At 39.0% G+C, this 21,204-nt stretch carries 17 protein-coding genes, 11 tRNA genes, 1 pseudogene and 1 riboswitch; of the genes and pseudogenes, 2 read left to right on the plus strand and 27 right to left on the minus strand.

Annotated features, from left to right (window positions below; genetic code table 11):
• Window positions 1-33: 33 nt before the first annotated feature.
• The 3 genes and pseudogenes from merA to TEPIDINF_RS13890 all read right to left on the minus strand — a co-directional run bounded on the left by merA (window position 34) and on the right by TEPIDINF_RS13890 (window position 3,038).
• Window positions 34-1,674 (minus strand): mercury(II) reductase, encoded by a 1,641-nt coding sequence (merA, locus tag TEPIDINF_RS13880; RefSeq protein WP_421692356.1) that lies wholly within the window; start codon window positions 1,672-1,674, stop codon window positions 34-36.
• Between the two features lie 144 nt (window positions 1,675-1,818).
• Window positions 1,819-2,217 carry an Hg(II)-responsive transcriptional regulator gene (gene merR / locus TEPIDINF_RS13885; RefSeq protein WP_068727884.1) on the minus strand — a complete coding sequence of 133 codons (399 nt, stop codon included), beginning with the start codon at window positions 2,215-2,217 and terminating at the stop codon, window positions 1,819-1,821.
• 273 nt (window positions 2,218-2,490) lie between these two features.
• Window positions 2,491-3,038 (minus strand): annotated as a pseudogene (locus tag TEPIDINF_RS13890) (TetR/AcrR family transcriptional regulator).
• 175 nt (window positions 3,039-3,213) lie between these two features.
• Between TEPIDINF_RS13890 and TEPIDINF_RS13895 the strand changes: the two are divergent.
• On the plus strand, window positions 3,214-4,077 hold the full coding sequence (locus tag TEPIDINF_RS13895) for an aldo/keto reductase (RefSeq protein ID WP_421692357.1): 864 nt from the start codon (window positions 3,214-3,216) through the stop codon (window positions 4,075-4,077).
• 24 nt (window positions 4,078-4,101) lie between these two features.
• A complete protein-coding gene (locus TEPIDINF_RS13900; protein ID WP_068727748.1) occupies window positions 4,102-4,512 on the plus strand; it encodes a cupin domain-containing protein in 411 nt (136 codons plus the stop codon).
• 627 nt (window positions 4,513-5,139) lie between these two features.
• Here the strand turns inward: TEPIDINF_RS13900 and glmS are convergent.
• The 24 genes from glmS to TEPIDINF_RS14020 form a co-directional block, all read right to left on the minus strand.
• Entirely contained in the window at window positions 5,140-6,972 is a 1,833-nt protein-coding gene (gene glmS / locus TEPIDINF_RS13905) for a glutamine--fructose-6-phosphate transaminase (isomerizing) (protein ID WP_068727746.1), read from the minus strand.
• Window positions 6,973-7,364: 392 nt separating this feature from the next.
• Window positions 7,365-8,705 carry a phosphoglucosamine mutase gene (gene glmM, locus TEPIDINF_RS13910; RefSeq protein ID WP_068727745.1) on the minus strand — a complete coding sequence of 447 codons (1,341 nt, stop codon included), beginning with the start codon at window positions 8,703-8,705 and terminating at the stop codon, window positions 7,365-7,367.
• Window positions 8,675-10,351, minus strand: coding sequence for an NAD(P)/FAD-dependent oxidoreductase (locus TEPIDINF_RS13915; protein WP_068727743.1), 1,677 nt, complete (start codon window positions 10,349-10,351; stop codon window positions 8,675-8,677). The genes glmM and TEPIDINF_RS13915 overlap by 31 nt, the downstream gene beginning before the upstream one ends.
• 4 nt (window positions 10,352-10,355) lie before the next feature.
• A complete protein-coding gene (locus tag TEPIDINF_RS13920; protein ID WP_068727741.1) occupies window positions 10,356-11,585 on the minus strand; it encodes a CdaR family protein in 1,230 nt (409 codons plus the stop codon).
• The gene (gene cdaA / locus TEPIDINF_RS13925; protein ID WP_068727739.1) at window positions 11,560-12,384 is read right to left on the minus strand and encodes a diadenylate cyclase CdaA; all 825 of its coding nucleotides are present in this window, start codon (window positions 12,382-12,384) and stop codon (window positions 11,560-11,562) included. The genes TEPIDINF_RS13920 and cdaA overlap by 26 nt, the downstream gene beginning before the upstream one ends.
• A gap of 274 nt (window positions 12,385-12,658) precedes the next feature.
• Window positions 12,659-13,252 carry a zf-HC2 domain-containing protein gene (locus tag TEPIDINF_RS13930; RefSeq protein WP_068727737.1) on the minus strand — a complete coding sequence of 198 codons (594 nt, stop codon included), beginning with the start codon at window positions 13,250-13,252 and terminating at the stop codon, window positions 12,659-12,661.
• A complete protein-coding gene (sigW, locus tag TEPIDINF_RS13935) occupies window positions 13,239-13,829 on the minus strand; it encodes an RNA polymerase sigma factor SigW (RefSeq protein WP_421692358.1) in 591 nt (196 codons plus the stop codon). Before sigW ends, TEPIDINF_RS13930 begins: the two co-directional genes overlap by 14 nt.
• A gap of 246 nt (window positions 13,830-14,075) precedes the next feature.
• Window positions 14,076-14,834 (minus strand): ABC transporter ATP-binding protein, encoded by a 759-nt coding sequence (locus TEPIDINF_RS13940; RefSeq protein WP_399168322.1) that lies wholly within the window; start codon window positions 14,832-14,834, stop codon window positions 14,076-14,078.
• A gap of 20 nt (window positions 14,835-14,854) precedes the next feature.
• Window positions 14,855-15,883 (minus strand): ABC transporter substrate-binding protein, encoded by a 1,029-nt coding sequence (locus tag TEPIDINF_RS13945; RefSeq protein ID WP_235589165.1) that lies wholly within the window; start codon window positions 15,881-15,883, stop codon window positions 14,855-14,857.
• A 23-nt stretch (window positions 15,884-15,906) separates the two neighbouring features.
• Entirely contained in the window at window positions 15,907-16,677 is a 771-nt protein-coding gene (locus TEPIDINF_RS13950) for an ABC transporter permease (protein ID WP_068727731.1), read from the minus strand.
• A 4-nt stretch (window positions 16,678-16,681) separates the two neighbouring features.
• The gene (locus tag TEPIDINF_RS13955; RefSeq protein WP_068727729.1) at window positions 16,682-16,972 is read right to left on the minus strand and encodes a thiamine-binding protein; all 291 of its coding nucleotides are present in this window, start codon (window positions 16,970-16,972) and stop codon (window positions 16,682-16,684) included.
• A gap of 99 nt (window positions 16,973-17,071) precedes the next feature.
• Window positions 17,072-17,184: riboswitch (TPP riboswitch) on the minus strand.
• Between the two features lie 49 nt (window positions 17,185-17,233).
• On the minus strand, window positions 17,234-18,133 hold the full coding sequence (gene rocF / locus TEPIDINF_RS13960) for an arginase (protein ID WP_068727727.1): 900 nt from the start codon (window positions 18,131-18,133) through the stop codon (window positions 17,234-17,236).
• A gap of 133 nt (window positions 18,134-18,266) precedes the next feature.
• The gene (locus tag TEPIDINF_RS13965) at window positions 18,267-19,529 is read right to left on the minus strand and encodes a hemolysin family protein (protein ID WP_068727725.1); all 1,263 of its coding nucleotides are present in this window, start codon (window positions 19,527-19,529) and stop codon (window positions 18,267-18,269) included.
• Between the two features lie 353 nt (window positions 19,530-19,882).
• Window positions 19,883-19,956 (minus strand) — tRNA-Gly (locus TEPIDINF_RS13970).
• A gap of 17 nt (window positions 19,957-19,973) precedes the next feature.
• A tRNA-Pro gene (locus tag TEPIDINF_RS13975) sits at window positions 19,974-20,050 on the minus strand.
• Between the two features lie 4 nt (window positions 20,051-20,054).
• A tRNA-Arg gene (locus TEPIDINF_RS13980) sits at window positions 20,055-20,131 on the minus strand.
• A 66-nt stretch (window positions 20,132-20,197) separates the two neighbouring features.
• Window positions 20,198-20,272: transfer RNA gene (locus TEPIDINF_RS13985), tRNA-Gly, on the minus strand.
• Window positions 20,273-20,359: 87 nt separating this feature from the next.
• Window positions 20,360-20,443: transfer RNA gene (locus tag TEPIDINF_RS13990), tRNA-Leu, on the minus strand.
• A gap of 9 nt (window positions 20,444-20,452) precedes the next feature.
• A tRNA-Lys gene (locus TEPIDINF_RS13995) sits at window positions 20,453-20,528 on the minus strand.
• A 16-nt stretch (window positions 20,529-20,544) separates the two neighbouring features.
• Window positions 20,545-20,619 (minus strand) — tRNA-Gln (locus TEPIDINF_RS14000).
• An 11-nt stretch (window positions 20,620-20,630) separates the two neighbouring features.
• Window positions 20,631-20,714: transfer RNA gene (locus tag TEPIDINF_RS14005), tRNA-Tyr, on the minus strand.
• A gap of 75 nt (window positions 20,715-20,789) precedes the next feature.
• Window positions 20,790-20,865, minus strand: a tRNA-Thr gene (locus TEPIDINF_RS14010).
• Window positions 20,866-20,946: 81 nt separating this feature from the next.
• Window positions 20,947-21,022: transfer RNA gene (locus TEPIDINF_RS14015), tRNA-Val, on the minus strand.
• A 106-nt stretch (window positions 21,023-21,128) separates the two neighbouring features.
• A tRNA-Glu gene (locus TEPIDINF_RS14020) sits at window positions 21,129-21,203 on the minus strand.
• Window position 21,204 lies beyond the last annotated feature (1 nt).

Below are 21,204 nucleotides of genomic sequence, written 5' to 3' on the forward strand. Positions count from 1 at the left end.
TGTACATTCACGCTTAATATGGTTCTATAAAGTTTACCCTGCACAGCAGGATAATTTAGATACGTCTTTATCAAAAGTTAACGCCGCCAATTTTAACCCTTCCGCCATGGTCAAATACGGGGCAAGACTGTCTCTTAAATCTTCATTGGTTAATCCAAATTTCACGGCCAATGTGCCTGCGTAAATGACTTCACCAGCATTTTCAGCAACCACATGAACCCCTAAAACTTTAAAGGTATTGGCATCAGCAACCAGTTTAAAAATACCCGTGGTTTCCCGATTTACGATGGCTCTTGGCACAGCACTTAAAGGCAGAACCGATGTTCTTACCTCCAACCCTTTTTCTTTTGCCTGTTTTTCGGTAAGACCTACGGTTGCAATCGAAGGATTTGTAAAGGTTACACCTGGAACAGCTTCAAGGTTTGCCTTTCGGTTAGCTCCTCCGATGGCGTTATCTGCCGCAATCCCGCCTTCATAAGCGGCGACATAAACAAATTGTGGACCTAACGTAACATCTCCTGCGGCATAAACGCTTGGATGGCTTGTACGCAAATATTCATCAACGACAATTTCACCACGAGAACCCACCTGAATACCAGCCGCTTCAAGATGGAGAGCTTCGGTATTTGGCTTTCGCCCCGTTGCAATAAGTAATTCATCAGCTTCAATCACCTTTTGTTTTCCGTTTACCGTAACATAAACTTGTTTGATGTCTCCATGTTGTTCAATACGTTCGTATGTCGCTCCTGTCACAAGGTTGATGCCTTGTTCTGTTAATGCTTGTTTGACCACATCTGCAATTTCGAGATCATACTTGCGTAAAAAGGTATCTCCTCTTTGGAGAATGGTTACTTCCGTTCCCAAGTTGTTAAAAAGCGTTCCTAATTCCAGTCCAACAAAACCTGCACCAATCACGACAAGACGCTTCGGAAGCCTCTTTCGTTCAAGCAATGTGGTGCTTGTTACATAGTCAACATCCTTTAACCCTGGAATATCAGGTATGTCAGGAGATGCTCCTGTAGCAATCAGAAAGCGTTTTGCGGTTAGTCGGCGACCACCGACCTCTACGGTTTTCTCATCGATAAACTTTGCCTCGCCACGAATGAAGTCAAAACCATAGTCATCAATGAGATCTACATATTTTTGCTCACGAAGTTGGCTGACAAGTTCATTTTTGTGCTTGATTAACGAAGCCAAATCCACATCACCAGCAGATGTATGTATCCCGATAAAAGGATTTGTTTTCGCCAGGTGATGAATTTCCCCCGCCCTCAAAAGTGTTTTCGATGGGACACAGCCAATATTGACACAGGTTCCGCCAACGGTTCCGCGTTCAATCATGGCGACTTTTGCACCATATTCGACCGCTTTAATCGCCGAAGCAAAAGCCGCCCCTCCTGACCCAATAATCAGGTAATCGTATTCGCCTTCATCCCCTGCAACCCCATTTCGCGGCGGCTGGATTTCTTGTACTTCTCCAGGCTGATACTTTGCTTCACGAATCGCTTCTTGTGCTTTTCTTACATCAACGTCATCTGGAAGTTCAAATGTTGCCTCCCCGTGTCGGTAACTTGCGTCAATATTGACTGCTCCTATGTTCTCTAATGCGGTGGCAATATGTTCTTCGCATCCCGTACACGTCATGCCTCGAACGATTAGTCGATACCTTTTCAAGCGAAGTCCCCCTTTATGAATCTTTCCCCTTTACATCACAACAATGGTCGGTTTTTTCCCGTAAAACCAAATGGCAAGGACAGGTTACCAAAGCTACAAAAAACCAGCCGACACCTTTCATTGTCTCTCTTATCATCATCACCTCTATTTTTCCATTAACGTTTCAATGATCGGACATTCAAACATCTCTTTGTTTTCAGGACACTTTTCCTTTAAGCTAATGAGCATTCGTTCAATTTTTCGGAGATCTTGAATTTTACTTTGAATCTCCCGAAGTTTTAAAACAGTAAAATCGTACATGTCCTTGCATTTGACTTCATCCCGATCTACAACACCCAACAACTTATCAATTTCTTGAAGTGTAAACCCCAAGTCTTGCATGCGTTTAATAAAACCGATCCGTTGCACCATATCCTCTGGATACATACGGTATCCTGAATCCGTACGAGTCGGTTCGGGAATCAACCCCAACCTTTCGTAATAACGAATGGTTTCTTTATTGACATTGCACGCTTTCGCCAATTGACTAATTCGATACATCATGTGATCACCCATTCTCATTATAAACCCTGTACCATAGTACATGGTCAATTGTTAGCTCGAAAAGAAAAGGGGCGATCCCTTAGTCTTTGCTTATTGGGACAGCCCCACAACTTTTCCAGAATTAAATTTCATCAATGAAGGAACTCACTTTCCTGGCAATCGCATCTCGAACCTCACGCAATTTCTCTTTAATTTCCTCCTTCGTTCCCGAAGCTTTGCAGGGTCTTCAAAACTCCAATGAAGTCTTTTCGCAATCTAAGGCAATCATTTCTTTTACTCCAAATTCCGATCTAACAATGCCCCCGTTTGTTCTGCTATAACACGAGCCGGCAAAGGCATTCCATTTTTAAACCACCATTCCACTGCACCTACGATCGCCGAACCAAAAAATTGGAGAATCACATCTTCATGAAAACCGACTTTTTTTCCTTTTGTTACATCCACCTCAGCTTTAAACTCCTCAATGACTAAATCAAGAAACCGACTGCGAAAAGAAGGAGCCCCTTTACTTGCCAACATGGTTGAAAAGAATACATAATGACGTTCAAAGTATTCGAACCATACGTAATTTCCTTCTTGAAACGTCATTTCAGAAGCGGATCGGCAAAGTTCTCGGAGATTGTTGATGTGTTCTTCAATCATCTTATCCAGCAGATCATATTTATCCGTGTAATGGAGATAGATGGTTCCTCGATTTACATTTGCTCTGTCGGCAATATCCTGAATCGTAATGTCGTCAAAATTTTTTTCAGACATCAGTTCAATTACGGCATTTTTATCGCTTCTTGGCTTTTGGCTATTCTTCGATCTACTTTAGACAATTTCATTCACCAATCTTTCTATCGATAATCAACAATTTTAATTGATTTGTTGAATAGTCAACAAATTGCGTTCATTTAACCATTGAAAGCATCCTGTTTCTTTTTATAATTATAAACAAGTGTTGATAAATCAATCAATATTGATTTTTTGAAACCATGTTAAGGAGACAAAAGCATGTTTAACGAAACTTTCAAATTATCCAATGGTGTAGAAATTCCAAAATTAGGTCTTGGTACCTGGCTGCTTGACGATGCACAGGCAGCACAGGCAGTTCGTGATGCGGTATCGATCGGATATCGCCATATTGATACTGCTCAGGCTTATATGAATGAAGCTGGTGTAGGCAAAGGAATTCGTTCCTGCGGTGTCGCAAGAGAAGAACTTTTCATAACGACAAAGGTTGCTGCAGAATTAAAGAACTACGATGCCGTTACGCAGTCCATTGATGAGTCTTTAGCAAAAATTGGACTGGAGTACATTGATCTTCTGATTATCCACAGCCCCCAGCCTTGGAAGAAGTTCCGTGGGGAAAACCGTTACTTCGAGGAAAACAAAGAAGTATGGAAAGCAATGGAGGATGCTTATAAGGCAGGCAAGGTAAAGGCGATCGGTCTTTCTAACTTCCTTGAGGATGATATCGAGAATATTATTGCTAGCTGTGAGATCAAGCCTATGGTAAACCAGATATTGGCACACGTGAGCAATACTCCTTTCGAACTGATTGAATTCTGCCAGAAGAATGATATCCTGGTAGAGGCCTATTCCCCCATTGCACATGGTGCAATTCTTGACAATGCAGAGATTAAGGCAATCGCTGATAAGTATGGAGTATCGGTTGCTCAGCTTTGCCTGCGTTATGATCTTCAGCTTGGTCTTGTCGTCATTCCCAAGACGGCAAATCCAGATCATATGAGAAACAATGCAGAGCTTGATTTTGTTATCAGCGATGAAGATATGGAGACTTTGAAGAATGTCGAGCGAATCCGGGATTATGGCGAGCATAGCTTCTTCCCGGTATTTGGCGGGAAATTAAAATAAACAGGAAATATGGAGGAATTAAATATGTCAAGACATGAAGAGGTAAAAAACGGCGTTATTTTCCCAGTGGGCGAAAAAAATGAAGCATATGCACAATTTTTTGTGGGACAAAGTTATCTTAAAACATTAGTTGCTGATCCTAAAGTAAGTGTTGGTGTTGGGAATGTGACCTTTGAACCAGGTTGCAGAAATAACTGGCATATTCATCGTGATGGATTTCAAATTTTATTAGTAACTGGCGGAGAAGGTTGGTACCAAGAAGAAGGAAAACCTGCTCAATTTTTAAAAGCTGGCGATGTTATTGTTACTCACGATGGTGTGAAACACTGGCATGGTGCAACGAAAGATAGCTGGTTTGAACACATTGCCATTACTGCAGGTACACCGGAATGGTTGGAACCAGTATCAAATGAAGAATATAACAAGTTGAAATAATGGCTGATGATAAGAATTGCCCTGCTAAACAGGGCTTTTTTTATATCAATCCTAAGCATTATAGAAAGGAGTAATACTTTGGAAAGACCATATATAATATATGCCACATGCTGACATCATTGGATGGGAAAATCATAGGGGATTTTTTGGAAGAGGAACGAGCTACTGTGCCTCGCAAATAAAGTGGTATCACCCGTCTCACCTTCCCCAATCCCCTCTCGCTCTTAAAGCCACAAGGCTTTTCAACCTTTTTACACCATTTCCCAAAAAAATTCCATAGAAATTATAGTCGTGATACGGTTCATGGAAAAACAGAAGTGAGGACGTGAAAAAACGGGGCAAAAACAGCAATTAAAGTCGTGAGGCAGGCAAGGAGAAAATATAGGGAAAGAATGGGACTTGGGAAAAGATCTTAGAGTAAAAAAATCGGGGAAATGCCTAATTTATCAGGGAGTTTCGCGTTTTGCAAACCTGGTGAATCGGAGAAAAAAGCCGAGGAAAAACGGGAGTGGATCCCTGAATTTCGCTCGGCTCGTAACATGACTTTTTAGGCTTTGGTGCGACTATTTAGGCTTTGAGATGAATTTGATTGCTTTTTACACAATAACAGTTTAATCTTCTACTCCCTTACTCCACAGTCACGCTCTTAGCAAGGTTGCGTGGTTTATCCACGTCGTTACCTCTAGCTAGGGCTGCGTAGTAAGCTAATAGTTGTAATGGAATGACGGATAATGCGGGTGTTAATAATGGTAATGTTTTTGGAATAGCGATTACTTCGTCTACGGATTTGGCAAGTTCTTGATCTCCTTCTAACCCAATTCCTAAGACGTAAGCATCACGTGCTTTTACTTCTTTAATATTACTTACCATTTTGTCATAGATATCTTCTTGGGTAGCTAGTGCGATGACTGGAACGCCATCGGTAATCAAAGCAAGGGTTCCATGCTTTAATTCTCCAGCAGGATATGCTTCAGAGTGAACATAGGAAATCTCTTTTAGCTTTAATGATCCTTCTAGAGATACGGCATAGTCAAGGCTTCTACCAATGAAGAACAGATCTTCATAATGAGCATAGCGCTCAGCAAATTGTTTCATTGTTGGTGCGAACTCTAAAAGTTTATCCGCTTGAGCAGGGAGTTCCTTGATCGCTTGAAGGTAGTTCGCAATCACTGTGTCCTCTTGTGTACCACGAATTTGGGCAAGATACAATCCCAAGAGATAAATTGCAATCAATTGTGAAGTATAAGCCTTAGTTGAGGCCACAGCAATCTCAGGACCAGCATGGGTAAGTAGTACTTCATCAGCATCACGAGCGACAGAGCTACCATTTACGTTGGTAATCGCTAGTACCTTTGCATCTCGTTTTTGTGCTTCTCTTAAAGCTGCTAATGTATCTGCAGTTTCTCCAGATTGGCTGATGACCATAACTAATGTCTTATCGGTAATAATTGGATTGCGATAACGATATTCAGAGGCCACATCCACTTCTACAGGAACTCGTACCAAGTTTTCAATCACATATTTACCAACTAATCCAGCATGGTATGCTGTACCACAAGCCACAATATGGATTTTATCCAAAGAACGGATTTCTTCAGGAGTTAAACTGATTTCTTTGCTTAAATCCACTTTATTGTTCTCATGATCAATGCGATTTTGCAAGGTTTCACGATAGGCACGTGGCTGTTCATAGATTTCTTTTAACATGTAATGGTCAAAACCATCTTTTTCAGCTGTTTCAATATCCCATTCAACACGGAATGGTGTGCGTTCGATCACTTCACCTTTTGTTGTCATCAATTCAACTTTATCCTTTGTGATCACAGCCATCTCGCCATCATTTAAAATATAAATATCACGTGTATGCTCAATTAAAGCTGGAATATCTGAAGCAATAAAGTTTTCATTTTCCCCTAGCCCTACAATCAATGGACTAGAAAGGCGAACAGCAACCATTTTGTCTGGCTCATATTTATTGATAATGCCTAATGCATAGGCTCCTTCCATTTTAGCAACTGCTTTTTGTACCGTTGTAACTAAATCCCCATCATATAAATCTGCGAGTAAATGGGCAATCACTTCTGTATCAGTTTCCGAAATGAAGGTAACTCCCTTGTTGATCAATTCTTCTTTGATTTCTTGGAAGTTTTCAATGATTCCATTGTGAACAATCGCAAATTGATGCTTCTCATCCATATGTGGATGGGAATTATGATCTGATGGACGGCCATGTGTAGCCCATCTTGTATGGCCAATACCTAAGTGGCCATGAAGTGGACTTTTTTCTATTTGTTCTTCTAAATTGCTTAGACGTCCAACCGTTTTCTTTAGATCAATCACGCCATTTTCATAGACCGCAATTCCAGCGGAATCATAACCACGATACTCTAATTTTTTTAAACCATTTATTAAAATAGGTTGTGCATCTCTATTTCCAATATATCCTACAATACCACACATTGTTGTAGTCCTCCTTCGTTGTTCGGAGGCAAAACACACTGATATCAGGGGATTTGCCCCCGACATTCCATTGTAATTCCTTCGTATTACTACATATACACGATTGTAAAACACACTTCTATAGAAGTCTTTCCTTACAAGATAAACATGACTATAAGGCTTTGTCAGAAGGGTCACCCCTTCTTTTTCAACACTTATATTAACGGTATTCATGTCTACCGGAAGGTACCCGCCGAAAGCTCGATAAACCTTCTCCTCGTCAACTACTTACTCAGTAGTAGTTCAGGCGCTTTTATTTCCTTGTAAACCTCTACCCTCCTTTACAAAGTAAGATTGATATATCATATTTTTGTAGGGAGCATTTTGCTCCCCACAAAACATATTTTATCATATCATGATAATTCTTTTTTGACTACATCTATTATTTCCTTTACATATGCTTTAAGTAATTCTTCATCCGGTCCTTCTGCCATCACACGAATCAAAGGTTCGGTACCAGAAGGACGGACAAGGACACGACCATCATTTCCTAGCTTTGCTTCTATATGCTTAATCACTTCTACAATGGCTGGGTTATTTTCATAGTTACTTTTGTCTGCCACACGAACGTTTTCAAGAATTTGTGGGTATTTCTTCATTTGACCAGCTAATCGAGATAACGGTAAGTCTCTCCCTTTCATCACATTGACTAATTGTAAGGCAGTTAAAACACCATCACCTGTTGTATTATAGTCTAAAAAGATAATATGGCCTGATTGTTCACCACCAAGATTATAGCCGCCTTTTCTCATTTCTTCCATTACATAGCGATCGCCAACTTTGGTTTGAATGCTTTTTAATCCATGCTTTTCAATCGCTTTATAAAAGCCAATGTTACTCATCACTGTACTAACGACGGTTTTTTCTTTTAATTTCCCATTTTCTGAGAAAGCAAGGCCACAAATCATCATGATAAAATCGCCATCAATGATATTCCCTTTTTCATCAACAGCAATTAAGCGGTCTGCATCTCCATCGAAAGCAAGGCCTAGATCAGCCTGATGTTCAAGTACTGCTTTTGCTACGGATTCAGGATGAGTGGAGCCACAATGTCTATTGATATTAACCCCATTTGGTTCAGAATATAAAGAAATGACGTCTGCTCCAAGTTCTCGAAAAAGGGTTGGGGCAATTTCATAAGAGGCGCCATTTGCTGTATCTAGTACGATTTTAAGACCATCAAACCTGTGGTTGATCGTTGTTTTGAGATATTCCATATATTGCTTCTTCGTTTCAATATTCGTTACAACTTTGCCGATATCACCACCGATGGGTCTTGGTAATTGGTCTATTTTTTGATCAAGCAATGCTTCAATTTCCAACTCTGTTTCATCTAACAACTTAAAACCATCAGCTCCAAAAAACTTAATGCCATTATCTTCTACAGGGTTATGGGAGGCAGAGATCATCACGCCTGCATCCGCCTTTAGCTTCCTTGTTAAATAAGCAACCCCTGGGGTAGTAATCACACCAAGACGGATCACATTGGCTCCAATGGAGAGCATTCCAGAAACCAAAGCACTTTCTAACATTTCTCCAGATATTCTTGTATCCCTTCCCACAACAATTGTAGGTTGTTTAGTCTCTTTTGTTAGGACATATGCTCCTGTACGCCCTAATTTAAAAGCAAACTCAGGCGTTAACTCCTGATTAGCCACACCCCTTACTCCGTCTGTTCCGAAATATTTTCCCATTTAAAGAGTTCCTCCTCTACTTCTTCTCTTGGACGTTGATAAGTTTGTATCAAATGTTCAGCAACGCGAATCCCGTCAACTGCTGCACTGACAATTCCCCCAGCATAACCTGCACCTTCTCCAGCTGGATAAAGTCCTTCAATATTTTCTGATTGAAAATCTTCTTTCCTAGGTATCCTTACAGGTGCAGATGTTCTTGTTTCAATCCCTGTTAACAAGGCATTTCTCGTATCATATCCTTTCAGCTTTTTGCCAAATTCAACGATTGCCTTTTCTAAAGACTCACTAACAAAATCAGGTAATGTTAAATGCAAATCTGTAGGAGTGATCCCTGGTCGATATGTAGGACGAAAGGGGATATTCTCAAGGTCATTTGAAGCAACCCCATCAAGAAAATCGTCAACCTTTTGCGCAGGGGCTTTATATCCCCCACCTCCCAGTTGATAAGCTTTCTTTTCATATTTTCTTAAATATCTGACTCCTGCTAGTGGGTCTTCTCCTTTAAAATCTTGGGTTGATATGGTTGCAACGAGAGCACTATTGGCAACGCGTGAAGCACGACTAAAATAGCTCATCCCGTTTGTTACCACCATTCCTTTTTCTGATGCAGCTGCAACAACCACTCCACCAGGACACATGCAGAATGAATAGCTTGCTCTGTCATCGTTTCCTTCACCTGCTTTTTTGACCAAGGTATAGTCAGCTGCTCCCAATTGAGGGGCTTTTGCAAACTTACCATATTGTGCTTCATTGATTAGTTGTTGGGGATGTTCAATTCTTGCACCTATTGCTAAGGGTTTACCTTGAATTTTTACTCCCTGTTCATATAACATTTCATAAGTATCTCTTGAACTATGTCCAATGGCAATCACTACAACTTGTGCAGGGATTTGTACTTGATGATTCACTTCTACGGCAGTAATTTTCCCTTGCTCTATGACTAATTTGGTAACAAGGGAGTCAAATTTAATCACAGCTCCCATTTCAATTAGTTTCCTTCGTAAATTATAAACGATTTTTTTCAAGTTATCAGTTCCAATATGTGGTTTATGCTCATATAGGATTTCCTTTGGAGCTCCTGCTTCCACAAAGATATGAAAAACCTGATCAATTCGGGAGTCACTAATCCGTGTAGTCAATTTACCATCGGAAAAAGTACCTGCTCCACCTTCACCAAATTGCACATTAGAATTAGTATTTAATTCACCTGTCCGCCAAAAATGGAGGATATCTTTATTTCTTCGTTCTACATCCCGTCCACGTTCCAAAATAATCGGTTTGTAACCATGCTTTGCTAGTTCTAAAGCGGCAAAAAGCCCTGAAGGCCCAGCCCCGATAATAATGGGGGGATATTGTAAACCCTGATTTCCAGGTAATAGCTTTAGTACTGGCTTTTTGGGTTTTGCCATTTGCACATCTGGATGATTGATTCTTTCAACGATTTTTTTCTCGTCAACTGTAAGTTTTAATTCAATCTGGTAAACAAAAATCACTTTATCTTTTTTTCTAGCATCTAAAGACCGTTTTAGAATTTCAAAATCTTTTACTTTTTTGAAAGGTAGACGTAACTTTTTCTCAATTGCTACAATTAGGTCTGCCTCACTATGATCGATATTTAACTTGATGTTGTTTATTCGAATTGCCATAAATTTACTCCTTCTCAATGGTAACGATCACTGTTTGTTCTGCATTGATTCGTTCTGTTAATAATGGAACGTTAAATTGAACAGGTACCTCGTGTTCACCAGGAGGTAGATTTGTAAGATCAACAAATGCTTCAAGATCATCCTTCTGAACTGCCTTTAATACATCAGGTGCACCTTCTAGTGTTATGCTTATACCCGATTCAGGGGAATTGATCGTGGCAGTTAGGCCTTCCCCTATTCCATTGATCTTGATTGGAACTTGGTTAAAGGTTTTGGTTTCAGCCTTAACCACTTGTACTTCAAATTCGATCATGCTAGGTTCAACTTTTGCTAGACCTTCTACTAAAGGAACTTTTGCTTGAATCGTCGTTTTGCCTACGATATTAGCCAAATTTAGTGCAGGGCCAGGATAAACCATAAAGGTATTCACAATATTTTTCGGACCGTATAAAGTAACCTCTTCTGTCTTTTGTACGATAGATTTAATCGCATATCCTGCTCCAGGATATTGGTCAATCTTATAGGTTAATGGAACAATATGAAATGGACTTGTCACTGGAATCTGTACTTCAGCCGTATGCGGACTAATTTCAACTTCGATAGGATTACCGTTTTTATCTAGAGCTCGAAGAGGAACTTCTTGAGTGATCATGTTTGTTGCTTGGTCAATACTGATCGATGCTTTTACAAAAGCCACTTGGTCGATTTGTTCCTTTGTCCCAGAAATGTGAACTTTTCTTGGCTTTATAATCGCTTCTCCCGCTTGGTAGCCTTCTTTTTCTTTCCCAAGCTTATCAACAATAATCTCCATTTCTTTTCTCTTCTTGTCTTCTATTGTTACTTTTATCGTACTAGGATTGATTTCGACATCGATTTGTTCGGAAAAACCTGTATATTTAACAGGAACTTCATAGGTTCCAGCTTTATATTCTGTTAAATCAATATAGAATTGCCCCTTGTCAATGTTTTGCCCGGAACGAATTTGATTGATAAGATTAGTATTTCCCCTTAAAGTTACATCAACTTGTTCAGAAAATAACCTGACAGCAAATAGATTCTCATTATATTTAGGAGTTACTTTTGCCTCATAAAAGTAAGCATTTTGAATCCGATCGATGGGAATGCTTACATTAGGTGCTGCAGGGGTATCTAAGCTTATAACTTTCCATAACATCACTGCTAGAATAATCGATAAAATTTTTACAACGTTATTGTTTTTTAGCCAGTTGTCCATCTTTATTCCCCCTTTTTGACCAAAATGATCCTGAATTTTTGACTGGAGGACGTAGTGCAGTAAATAGCTGATTCATTAGTCTTTCTTCCGTTAATCCTCTTTCAATTTGGCCATTTATAGAGATCGAAATCTGCCCTGTTTCCTCAGATACAACCACTGATACAGCATCAGAGATCTCAGTCATGCCTATCGCTGCCCGATGGCGAGTCCCCAATTCCTTACTAATAAATGGATTTTCTGATAAAGGTAGATAGCAACCTGCAGCCATGATTTGCTCTTTACGGATAATAACGGCGCCATCATGCAAAGGGGTATTGGGAATAAAAATATTGATCAATAACTCTGAACTAATTGATGCATTTAGGGAGATACCAGTCTCAATATAATCTGTTAAACCAGTATCTCTTTCAACGACGATAAGGGCACCAATTCTTCTTTTTGATAAGTAATTAGCTGCCTTTACAATCTCAGCGATAACATGGGAAATGGTCTGTTCCTCAGGATGAGCTGTCCGCGAAAAAAAACTTCCTCTTCCTAATTGTTCTAAAGCCCGGCGTAATTCTGGTTGAAAAATGATAATAATTGCTAAAATTCCATATGTGAAAGCTTGATTCATCAACCATTGAAAGGTTCTTAATTCAAAATAAGAGCTTAATAACCAAGCGAATACAATAATCATAATTCCTTTTAGTAATTGGATCGCTCTAGTTCCCCTTACTAATAAAAGTAGTCGATATATGACAAAACCAACCAATAATATATCAACGAGATCATCAATCATATTAACGAATATATCCATGGTTTTTCCTCCATTATGACTCAATACTATTAGTATAACCTCTCTTCGGCAATTCACAAGTTCATTCCTGCTTTATTTATACAAAGAAGTTTTACTTTCTTTCCATTAAGAAAAGGTTTGTATATTCCATCGCGCTCCGTCATCCGTGCCCTTCTATAAATAAAGATTACGGAGAGAAGGGCACTTCTGAAGGCACACAAAGTGTACAAGTCGTGCTACACAGCTAAAGCTGCTAGTCACGCTATGTCGCAGTTTATGGAATATACAAACCCTGTTACTTCATCCATTTTTTAAGCTGATACCAAATCAACTCGAAAAACTGATCAATTTGTTGTGCATGACCATCTACTTGGCTCGCACTTGCCATAAGTAAATTCCCGTTTACGACCGTTACATTCCCTTTTACTTCCCCTTTAATTTCTAACGTTCCATTTTCTACAACCAAGTCGCCCTGAACTTCTTTACCCTCTGGAACAATCACTCGATTTCCTTCTACAATCAAATCAGTTTGATCAACAGAAACAATTTTCAATAACTCATCACTTTGGTTCATATATGGGATCATACTCGTGGCAAATAATAGAAGGAAAACGGTCGCTGCAACAAGTAAAGGATATTTTCTAAGCGATTTACTTATCTTGTTTGTTTTCTTTTCTGGGATATGTGCTAACACTTCTCTAGTAAAAGAGGGTGAGGTCTTTAATTTAGCTATCCTTCTTAGTGCTTGGTCTGTTGCTTTTAGTTCAGCAAAATGTTGTTCACAAGTTGGGCATGATTGAATGTGTTCGAATAATTCTTGATGCGAATACTCATCGATATCATCATCAATAAAAGCGTGCATCAAAGGGATGGCATCACGACATCTCATTTTGGCCACTCCTTCCTTTTTCTATCAATTGTTTACGTAACGCTTCTCTACCCCGGTGCAACCTCGTTTTCACCGTAGACTCTGATAAATGGACAATTTGACTAATTTCTTGTATGGATAAATCTTCTAAATAACGCAAAACCATAATTGATCGGTATTTTGGCGGCAAGCTCATAATCGCCTGTTGAATGGTATCTTCCATCTCCTTTGCGACAACCTCTTCTTCCGGCCCATTTTTTGGGTCCGCTAGTTTAGAATACCAGTCAGTACCTTCTTCCTGATCCCAGTTGGCATCTAAAGAAAAATCTGCCTTCTTCTTTCGCATCCGATCGATTGCTAGGTTGGTGGCAATACGGAAAATCCATGTTGAAAATTTGTGTTGATCATCATAACGACCAAGATTGGTATAGACTCTAATGAAAGTATCCTGACTAACATCCTCTGCTTCTTGAATATTGCCTAACATTCGATAAGCTAAATTAAAAATCTTATCCTTATATTGAGTGATAAGCTCTGCAAAGGCCTGTGTGTCTCCTTCCTTTGCTTTAGTGACTAATCTTTTATCTACAAAGTTCATAACATACCTCCACATGGGGGCTTAATTTCATACGATTCAAAATAAATTAGGTTTCATTTAAAAAGGCACCAAAAGAGGTGCCAAACTCCAAACAATTAGAAAGTTGTATTACTCGTTTGCTCAAATTCATTGACATTTTCGTTTGATTCTTTTACATTCGTAATCTTACATTATCACAATTGTATCACATTAAAAATATAAGAACATTAGCAAATCATGAAAATTTTGTAAAAAAAGAAAGTCAGGCTATTCCTGACTTATATCACTTAATTGTTTTAATAATTCCTTTTTTAATTGAATAAAGGTTTCGTCTGTCATCATGACTGGTTTTCTTGGCCGTGGTAGTGGTATTTCTACCACATGCTTCACTGTTGCAGGTCTTGGAGAGAAAACATAGATTCGATCAGAAAGGAAAATCGCCTCATCAATACTATGGGTAACAAAAAGAATCGTGTGATTTAACTTTTCCCAGATCGACAACAGCCAATTCTGCATTTGTAATCGTGTAATTTCATCTAATGCACCAAAGGGTTCATCTAATAATAATACATCTTTTTCTAAAAGGATGGTTCGTAGGAGGGCTGCCCTTTGTTTCATCCCCCCAGATAAAGAGGAAGGAAATTCATTTTCAAAGGACTCCAAACCAAAAAGTTTAAGGTATGGAATCGCTTTTTGACGTGCCTCTCTTTTTGGGATTCCTTTTACTTCAAGTCCCAAAATGACATTATCTAATACGGTACGCCAAGGTAATAAGTGATCTTTTTGTGGCATGTAGCCTACATTTCCTCTTACTACTGGATCTCCATCTAATAAGATTTTGCCGCTAGTCGGCACTTCTAGCCCACTAATCAGCTTAAAAAGGGTACTTTTTCCACTACCACTTGGTCCAATAATGGAAATAAATTCACCCTTTCTAATCGCCATTGAAACATCGCGAAGCGTTTCAAATGCTCCATCTTTCATTGGATATTCTTTATAGACCTGTTCTATAAGCAACTTAAGAATTTCACTCAACAGCAATACTCCTATCTTTTTGGCAAAAATTCATTTGTATATACTTTATTAACCTCAATCATCTCAGGAATTAATTGATGGTCAACCATCCATTTAGAATAATTATTCCAAACGGATTCTTTTTGAATCCCCCATTGTTCAGCATCTTCCTGATATTTTTTACTTAACCATTCTTGACTTTTCGTTACAAGATCGGCATTAAGTCCAGACACTTGGTTTAGTAAGATATTTGCTGCTTCATCTGGGTTTTGAATCGCAAATTCATACCCCTTAGTAGTTGCTTCCATAAACTTCTTAATCGTATCTGGATGGTCTTTGATATATTTTTCGTTTGTAATGATTACAGGGGTATAAAAGTCTAGCTCTGGTGCAAGTTTCCGCAATTCAATATAGTTGATTGGAAAATTTCTTAATTCTGCTTCTACACCTGTCCAACCATAATAAATCCATTCAAAGTCTACATCACGTTTTGTGACCGTGAAAAAGTCAGCGGCCCCCACATTGACAAACTCGACTTTATTTACATCTGCGTTTTCTTTCACCATGATCGATTCAATAATCGCTTTTTCAGATGGGGAGCCCCAACCACCATATTTCTTCCCTTCAAAATCTTTAGGCGTAGTAATGTTTTTTTCCTTTGGTGAAGCAAATCCAGAAGTATTATGCTGAATAATAGCTGCAATGGATACGACAGGAAGTTGTTTTTCCTTCGGTCCTGAGCGAGCATACGTAACTTCCTCTTGATAACTTATACCAAACTGAGCTTGCCCAGCTCCGATCAATTGAGCAGTACCTCCTTCAGGGGGTTGAACGATTTCAACGTCTAGCCCCTGTTCCTTGTACCAACCCTTTTCTTTTGCAACATATAATCCTGTATGGTTCGTGTTTGGAACCCAGTCTAACATCACTTTGATCGGTTCCAGTTTTTGCGGTTCTTCTTTTGGTTGAGATTGTTCTTGATTCCCATTAGTACACCCTATAAGTAAACTCACAATGGTAAATATTAGGATTAAAATGATAGACAATTTTCCTTTTTTCACTACTTTTCACCTCATTTATAGAATTAAAAGGATTCTTCTTGCTTATATTGACGATTCCAAGGAATCAAAAGATATTCCAAGGCCAATATCGTACCATATAACAAAATACTAGTAAGTACAATGACAATAATTGCTGCAAAAACTTGATCCGTTAAAAATGAATGGGAGGTAGTTCTCATGTAAAGACCAAGCCCTTTACTAGCCCCTAACCATTCACCGATTACCGCTCCCATTACACTGTAAGTAGCAGCAATTTTTAATCCTGAAAAAATAGAAGGCAATGCAGATGGGAACTTCACCTTGGTAAAAATTTGCCATTTGGACGCTTTCATGGTTTGTAAAAGGGAAATTAAGTCTCGATCCGCACTATTCAAGCCATCTACGGTACTGATTACAATAGGGAAAAAACCTACTAAAATAACAACTACAATTTTAGGCAAAAGTCCAAAACCAAACCAGATAAATAGTAAAGGGGCAATAGAGATAATCGGAATCGTCTGTGAAGTCACTAATATTGGATAAAAGCCCTTACTGAAAAAAGGAAACCGATCAATGATCATTGCTAATATGAAAGCGATGACGATAGCAAATAGAAAACCGACTAATGCTTCATATAAAGTAACCCATGTATGATCGATAATCACTTCCCTTTCGCGAAAAAGGGTCATGATAATTTGCGATGGGGGAGGCAAAATCCATGGTTCAATCTTTGAAACTTTTACAGCCACTTCCCAGACACCAACTAAAAAGGACATCAATAAAATGGCTGGATAATGTTTTTTGATAAAACCCATCTGATCAACTCCGATATTTCCTTACTTTTTCTTCCATTGTCACACCTTGAGGATGATAATCGATCTTTATAATGGTCATCACCCTTTCAGCGCCTGCTTCGACACAGACTTGTTGAGCTTCTTTTACGATCTCAAGAAGTTGATCCAACTCTCCTTCCATTGTCGTCTCCATTGGTCCAACTTCATATTTCACTCCCGCCTTTTTCACCACATCGATGGCTAAATCAACAACACGATATGTATCTTGGTCTGGAACCTTTGGAATCACTTGAAAACTGACATTGATGGTTGGCATATTCTTCCCTCCCTTTTCTATTAAATTGCCACATTTTGACCTGTCAAATACCTTATGCTAAAAATCAAAGAAGCTAGCCCAAAAGGCCAGCTTACATGCGTAAGAATAACAAATATCTCCCTCCGCTGGCATTACCCAGATCAGGTTGTGGGTCGGTATTATGATCGGAATACCCTCTCAGCCAGACTCATCTAGCTCCCCATTTTTCCCTATTTATCTAAACCTATGATAGCACTAATTCACTATAAGTCAACTTATAAACTATAATAATTTCTCGCCTAAAGCGGATGCCATCAATCCTACTGCGATATGAGCCGTTTTATTCCTTTCATCTAGAATGGGATTCACTTCAACAAATTCTGCAGAGATTAAGATATTAGCTTCAGCAATCATTTCCATCGCTAAATGGCCTTCTCTATAGGTAATACCTCCTGTGACAGGTGTCCCCACTCCAGGGGCATCATTAGGATCTAATCCATCTAAATCAAGACTTAGATGTACTCCATCTGTATTCTTAGTCACGTAATAAATGGCTTCCTCTACGACTTGGGCCATTCCAAGTCGATCGATTTCATGCATTGTATATACTCTAATCCCTCGTTCTTTAATGAAGTTCCGTTCACCTTTATCTAAATCTCTTGCACCAATCAAAACAATATTTTCTGACTTAATCTTGGGGGAGAAATTTAATATCTGTGTTAAATCTGGATGTCCTTCACCTAGACTAACAGCCAAAGGCATCCCATGAATATTCCCAGATGGGGATGTTTCTGGGGTGTTAATATCCCCATGAGCATCAAACCAAATCACACCTAGATTTTTCTTATGTTTTGAAACCCCCGCTATCGTTCCAATAGCAATACTGTGGTCACCACCAAGGACTAGAGGAAATCTACCTTTTTGCATGATTTTGGATACTTGTTCAGCTAAGATTTTATTTATTGCAGTTACTTCTTTTAAATATTTTAATTTTTGATTTTCTATTTTGTATGTTTCAGGGGTGGGAACATTTAAATTACCTAAATCTAGAACATGGTAACCTGATTTTTCTAAACGGTCTTTGACATTAGCATATCTTATAGCACTGGGTCCCATATCTACCCCTCTTCGGCCAGCTCCTAAATCAAGAGGCACTCCAATAATGGTTATATCTTTATTCATGAGATACCGACCCCCTTTTATATTCCATCATTTAGATTAAGTTATATATTTCTATTTTACATTCAATTCTGAAAAATGCTAAGAAAAAAAGTTTTTGTTTGGATAATAAAAAGAACCACTAGAATATCATCTTCTAATGGTTTTTAACATGTTCTTTCACATCAACTTTTACTTTTTTTATTCGTAAACGTTCCATCTCTTCAATAACGATCTCTACATGTTCATAAACAATTTTTTCCCCTACTTTTGGCATATGTTGTAACTGTTCTACCATCCAGCCACCAATAGAGTGTGCAATAGTGTCCGGTTTACGAATATTAACGATTTGACTAAAATCATCAATAGGAAAATCTGCTGAGAAGATATAGGTATGGTTATCTAATTTATCCATAAAGCTTTCTTTTTCATCATGCTCATCCCAAATCTCACCCACAATTTCTTCTAGGATATCTTCCATTGTAATGAGTCCATCTGTTCCCCCATATTCATCGACAACAATTGCCATATGTGTTTTACTACGTTGAAGTTCAGAGAGTAGAGAAGAGATTTTCATCGTTCCTACAACAAAAGTGGGTTTTCTTAATAAACTTCGAATGTTCACCTTTTTTTCTTGCAATAAGGCAGAATAGAAGTCCCGTTCCGACAAAATTCCAATAACATGATCAATATTCCCATCATATACAGGGATTCTTGAATATCTTTCTGTCATAAATGTTTGTTTAATCACTTCTATCGGGTTGTTCACTTCTACAGCCACAATATCAATTCGGGGCTTTAAGATTTCTCTTACTAAAATATCATTAAAATCCAAAGCACTATGAACCAGTTCTTTTTCACTTTTGTCAATGGTTCCTTCTTCTTCTCCAATATCGATCATCGTTTTTATTTCGTCTTCTGTTACAGATGGAATGGTTTCTTTTTCTCCCATCATTCGTGAAATTGCTTTTTTTAATTGAAGGAATAACCAAGTGACAGGAGTGAATAAAAGAATGAGAAACTTTAATACCCCAGAAACAGCTAAAGCAAAAGATTCCGCATATTCTTTTGCAAATGATTTGGGTAAGATTTCTCCAAATATTAAAATTAAAACGGTTATTACAATAGTACTTATCACTAAAGCTGTATTCCCATTAAATAAATCTGTTGTTATTTTTGTTGTAATCGTTGCTGCAGCGATATTTACGATATTATTTCCTACTAAAATCGTTGATAAGGTTTTATCAAAATGGACAGAAATATATAAAGCGTTTTTAGCACCTTTACGGTTTTCTTCTGCATAATTTTTTACTCTTATTTTATTTAAGCTTGAATATGCCGTTTCAGAGCCAGAGAAAAAAGCTGATAACAACAATAAAAGCGTTAATAAGGCTATAGACCCCAATGGAATTGTTTCCAATTACATTCACGCTCCATGAGTTCATTTATATTCAATAGCATTCCAACTTTACACAATCATTATGTGAAATGAAAAAAAGCGCCATCCTTATAAGAAAAGGTTTGTATATTCCATCGCGCTCCGTCATCCATGCCTTTCTATGAATAAAGATTACAGAGAGAAGGGCACTTCTGAAAGTCGCAGTTTATGGAATATACAAACCTTTAAATGACAAGTGGAAGAAAGTTATACTTCTTATCTTTTTTAAAAAAAGGAGCTAACGCTTTGAATATAACTATGTATGGAGTACCCTACGGGCACAATGATTTTCTTCGTGCAAAGAAGTTAACTCGACGTTGTACTCAGAATTAATATGGAGCGGATGATGGGAATCGAACCCACGCTACCAGCTTGGAAGGCTGGAGTTCTACCATTGAACTACATCCGCATATTTTATAATTTATATGGTCGGGGTGACAGGATTTGAACCTGCGACCCCCTGGTCCCAAACCAGGTGCTCTACCAAGCTGAGCCACACCCCGTAAATGGCGTGCCCTGAGAGATTCGAACTCCCGACCTTCTGATTCGTAGTCAGACACTCTATCCAGCTGAGCTAAGGGCACATAAAAAATTTTGAATTACTCTTTGTTTATTCTGCAGTATATTCGACGTAGCAGTGCTTAAATATATGGAGCGGACGACGAGATTCGAACTCGCGACCCTCGCCTTGGCAAGGCGATGCTCTACCACTGAGCCACGTCCGCATAATAACTTTATTAAATGTTGCACTCTTCGAGTGCAACGTTTTTTCTCGAGAAAAATGTATATCACTGTATTGCTCGAAATTATAATGGTGCGGGTGAAGGGAGTCGAACCCCCACGCCATAGGCGCTAGATCCTAAGTCTAGTGCGTCTGCCAATTCCGCCACACCCGCATATTTGAATGGTGAGCCATACAGGATTCGAACCTGTGACACCCTGATTAAAAGTCAGGTGCTCTACCTGCTGAGCTAATGGCTCATAGAAAGAAATAAAATGGCTGGGCTGGCAGGGTTCGAACCTGCGAATGACGGAGTCAAAGTCCGTTGCCTTACCGCTTGGCTACAGCCCAATATTTTATAATGGTGGAGGGGGTAGGATTCGAACCTACGAAGCTTCCGCAACGGATTTACAGTCCGCCCCATTTGGCCACTTTGGTACCCCTCCAAGCTAAATGGGGAAATTCAAATGGTGCACCCTTCGAGTAACAAAGTTAATTCGAAATTGTTCTCAAATATTATATGGTGCCGGCGAGAGGACTTGAACCCCCAACCTACTGATTACAAGTCAGTTGCTCTACCAATTGAGCTACACCGGCAAAATTCTATGGTGCACTCTTTGAGTACAACGATTTTCATCGAATACAGATGATAATTCAAAATGGTACTCTGACTTTAAATGGTGGACGATGACGGGATCGAACCGCCGACCCCCTGCTTGTAAGGCAGGTGCTCTCCCAGCTGAGCTAATCGTCCAAATACAGATTTCAGATGCCGGAAGTCGGATGTCAGATTTAATGTTTTTCTTCGAAGTCCTTTCTTTCTCTCTGACCTCTGATCTCTTACCTCTGTCTTCTTTTTGTGGTGACCCGTAGGGGATTCGAACCCCTGTTACCGCCGTGAAAGGGCGGTGTCTTAACCACTTGACCAACGGGCCA

It is taken from the genome of Tepidibacillus infernus (genome assembly GCF_048898065.1).
GTDB classification, from domain to species: domain Bacteria; phylum Bacillota; class Bacilli; order Tepidibacillales; family Tepidibacillaceae; genus Tepidibacillus_B; species Tepidibacillus_B infernus.